Source organism: Kitasatospora kazusensis (assembly GCF_039529945.1).
Taxonomy (GTDB): domain Bacteria; phylum Actinomycetota; class Actinomycetes; order Streptomycetales; family Streptomycetaceae; genus Kitasatospora; species Kitasatospora kazusensis.
In genome coordinates, this window is sequence record NZ_BAAANT010000102.1 from 1 (window position 1) to 4,188 (window position 4,188).

Here is a 4,188-nt window from a genome sequence, read left to right on the forward strand (position 1 = left end):
GTGCGACACCCCGGGGGTGTTGTCCACGAAATTGGTGATCAGCCAGTTCAGGTTCTGTGCGGCCTGACTCATCTGACTCAACTCAACGCTCCTGGTGGTTCGAGCCGCCGAAGAGATCGGTGCTGTTCTGCTGTCCGTTGCCGGAACGCCCCGGGTCGGGGTCGATCCGGAAGCTCCCGGTGGAACCGGGGTCGCCGCTCGCGTTGCGGCCCTGCTCGACGCCGCGGCGCAGGTTGGTCAGTCGGCCGCGGACCTCCTCGGGGCTGCGGGAGACCTGTGGGCCTTCCTGCGGAGTCGGCTTGGCGTTGCCCGCGACCAGGTTCTGCTTGGGAACCCGGCGGGGGAGGCCGGAGGCGGTGGTACCGCCGGCGGCCGGTTCGCGCAGCTGCTCGGCGCGCTGCCAGTCACCGTCGTTGGCGGACTGCCACTCGCCGCCCGACCCGCCGGAGCGGCCCGGGGCCGGCAGCGCGGGCGAGCCGGTCGGGCCGGTCGGCCCGTACCCGCCGAGCGCCGACACCTCGTGGCTCAGCGGCTCGTGGCCGGCCGAGGTGTCCTTGGCACCGGTGAACCAGTTCGGCTTCTCGGCGCCGTCCTGGCCGCTGCCGCTGCCGCTGCCGCCGCCGAAGCCGTTGCCGGAGGACACCGCCGAACCGCTCGCCAGCTGCTGGCCGGGCCTGCGCTGCGGCAGCCCCGAACCGAGGGTGTCGTGCGAGGGAGCCGCCGCGGGCAGCTCCGGCGGGTAGGGGTGGCCTGCGGGCTCGTCGGCGGCGTACTGCTGCGCCTGGTAGTCCTGGTAGCCGTCCTGGTAGCCCTGCTGCTGCGGAGCCCGGCCGTAGGAGTCGTTCTCCTGGTAGCCGTTGTACTGGTCCTGCCGGTAGCCGTCGGCCTGGTACTGCTGGTCGCCGTAGGGCTCCTGGTACTGGGCGTCGCCGGCGTAGCCGTAGTCGTCGGCGTACTGCTGCTGCTGGCCGTACGGGTCCTGCTGGACCTCGGGCCGGTACTGCTGGTCGCCGTAGGGCTCCTGCTGGTACGTGTCCTGCTGGTACGTGTCCGGGGCGTAGGCCTCCGGGGCGTACTGCGCGTGGTCGTACTCGTCCTGCTGGGCCCCGGCGGTGTCCGGATCGTCCAGCTCCGTGCCCGGGCCGGCCTCCAGGGCCGCGCGGCGGCGCTGGTCGATCCGCTGGGAGCGCTGCATGGCCTCCAGAGCGGGGCTGAAGCCGCTGCCGCCACCGGAACCGGTCAGGTGGTCGTCGAAGCCGAGCTCGGCGGCGCTGCGGCCCTGGCTGATGACTTCCTGCGCCCACTGCTCCTGCTGCGGCTCCTGCTCGAAGATCCGGGAGACGGTGAACTGCTCCTCCGGCTCCGGCATCGCCCGCATCTCGGTCAGCGGCTGCGGGAGCATCACCAGCGAGGTGGTGCCGGCCGACTCGCCGGACGGACGCAGCTGGACACGGATGTCGTGCCGCTGGGACAGCCGGCCGACCACGAACAGGCCCATCCGGCGCGAGACGGTGACGTCCACGGTCGGCGGCTCGGCCAGCTTCTCGTTGATCTCGGCGAAGTCCTCGGCGGTGAGGCCTATGCCCTTGTCGTGGATCTCGACCAGCACCCGGCCGTCCGGCAGGCGGGTGGCGTTGACCAGCACCCGGGTCTGCGGGCTGGAGAACGTGGTGGCGTTCTCCAGCAGCTCGGCGAGCAGGTGGACGAGGTCGGTCACGGCGGCGCCGATGACCTCGGCCTCCGGGATCCCGGCCAGCTCGACACGCTCGTACTGCTCCACCTCGGAGGCGGCGGCACGGAGCACGTCGACCAGCGGGACGGGGGTGTTCCAGCGACGGCCGCCCTCCTCGCCCGCGAGGACGAGCAGGTTCTCACCGTTGCGGCGCATACGGGTCGCGAGGTGGTCCAGGCGGAAGAGGCTCTCCAGCTGGTCCGGGTCGGCCTCGTTGTTCTCCAGCTCGGTGATCAGCGCCAGCTGGCGCTGGATCAGGCCCTGGCTGCGGCGCGAGAGGTTGGTGAAGATCGCGTTGACGTTGCCTCGGAGCAGGGCCTGCTCGGCGGCCAGTGAGACCGCCTGCTGGTGGACCTGGTCGAAGGCGCGGGCGACCTCGCCGATCTCGTCCTTACCCCAGAGCGGGATCTGGGCGACGCTGGTGTCCACCCGGTCCGGGTCGGTCTTGGAGAGCTTCTCGACCAGGTCCGGCAGACGGTGGTTGGCGATCTCCAGTGCGGCGCTGTTCAGCACGCGCATGCCGAGGATCATCGAGCGGGCGATGAAGCCGGTGAGCAGACCGGCCAGCGCGAGCGCGGCGATCACGATCGCCGAGTTCAGGATCGCGTCCGTCTGGGCGCTGGACTTGATGTTCTGGGCGTCGGCGACGACCTCGTCGAGCAGGGTCGCCTCGGTGGTCTTCAGGGCGGTGATGTGGGTCGCGGTGGCCTGCATCCAGCGGTCGACCGTCAGACCGGAGTCGTGGGCGCTCTGGGCGGCCCCCGCGGCGGCCGCGATGGCCGCCGGGCTGTTGTCGCCCATGCCCGCCGAGGCCGCCTGCATGTAGCCCAGCCCGATGTTCATCAGGCCCTGCATGGTGGGGATGGTCTGGTTGTCGGGCATCTTCAGGGGCGCGCGCGCCTCTTCGTCGGCCTCGGTCACCTGGGAGTGCGCGTAGATCGCGATGTCCTCTGCCGGCGAACCGGTGTTGAACTCGTTGAGCGAGACCTGCTCCAGCTTGTTGGAGACCAGCAGCGACTGGATCAGGTCGACGTTCTCGTACTTGGTGGTGCGGGCGTTGGCGATGCCGACCAGCAGGCCGAGCATCAGCGCACGCTGCGAGGAGGCCGAGGCCTTGGTCAGCGACATGGCGTAGATGGCCCGGGCGCGGCTGGTGACGCTGGAGTCGCCGAAGCCGACGGAGTTGTCGAAGGCCAGCAGCGGTGCCATCAGCGCCGAGTACGCGGACTGCGTCGCGGTGGCGAACAGCTCCGGCCCGTAGGCGTTCTTGCGCAGGTCCGGCAGCGAGGGCAGCAGCTGCTGGAAGGCGTCGTCACGGCGCTGCAGCAGGGTGTCGCTGCCGACCTGGGCGTACGCGGTCTTGTAGACGGCGAGCGCGGCGTCGGTCTTGGCCCGCAGCTTGGGGACGACGCCCTGGTCGTCGCTGCCGCTCAGCAGGGGTATCGCGGTGAGGTCGCGCTCGTTCTCCAGCGCGTCGGCGACCTCGGTCGCCGCACGGGCCAGCCGGGCGGTCTTCTCCGCGTGGTCGGCCTTGGTGTAGTTGTCGAACGACGTGTTGACGCGCAGACCGCCGAAGACCAGGCCGATGACGACCGGGATCAGCAGAATGGCGACCAGTCGGGTCGGCACGCGCCAGTTACGGGGTGCCAGGAACTCGTACCGGCCGGCCCGGGACTCCTTGCCGTCGGGACGCCTGCTCTGACCCGGCCCGGGTGGGGGCGGGGTCGCGGCGCCGACTGCCGTCCGGTCCTCGGTCGGGGTGAACGCGGAGAACCCGTTGGGGTTCTGGCCGTTACCGTCCAACTCGCTCTGGCGGGGCTCGGAGCGCCGCTGCGGGGTGACTGGCTGCTTACGCCTCACTCGACAACAACCTCTCGGCCGCCTCGGCGGCCATGGATCAATCCAGCGGCTGTCCCCCCGCCTGCCGCAGCCCGTTGCTGGTTGGAACTGCCTTTGATGACGACGGGGTAGCTGGAATTTCAACACGTGCGGGGATGGGGGACAAACAGCCCTTCAGCTCCGATATGCCCGGAACAATACGGACATTCGGCTACAGGACCGGCAAAACCGAAGCCCGTTGGTGCACAGCGGGTCGATCTCGTCACGCAGAGTTACTTTCGATCTTTAAATGCCTACCGAACTGTTATGCACCTCGCACACATGCCCGCCGCCCCGCCCGGGCGGGCAAGGAGACGGGCATGTGATCGACACCGTTCGTTCAGCAGATCGCCGCGGGCTCACCGCAAGTCCGCTGGGCGGCGGCCCCGCCGGTTCAGCGGAGCCGGGCGAGCAGGGCGTGCTCGACCAGGGTGATGAGGGCGCTCTTGGCGCTGTCCCGGCGGCGGGCGTCGAGGGTGACGACCGGGGTGTCGGGGCCGAGCTGGAGTGCTTCGCGGACTTCGTCGGCGGTGTGGGGCTGGTGTCCGTCGAAGCCGTTGAGGGCGACGACGAAGGGG

The 4,188-nt window shown here is 70.4% G+C and carries 1 protein-coding gene and 2 pseudogenes; all 3 read right to left on the minus strand.

Going from position 1 to position 4,188, the window contains the following annotated elements; all coding sequences use genetic code 11:
• Positions 1–72: pseudogene (locus ABD330_RS32615) on the minus strand (roadblock/LC7 domain-containing protein); the annotation flags it as partial.
• A 10-nt stretch (positions 73–82) separates the two neighbouring features.
• Entirely contained in the window at positions 83–3,592 is a 3,510-nt protein-coding gene (locus ABD330_RS31990; protein ID WP_344469823.1) for a nitrate- and nitrite sensing domain-containing protein, read from the minus strand.
• Positions 3,593–4,004: 412 nt separating this feature from the next.
• Positions 4,005–4,188, minus strand: a pseudogene (locus ABD330_RS31995) (ATP-binding protein); the annotation flags it as partial.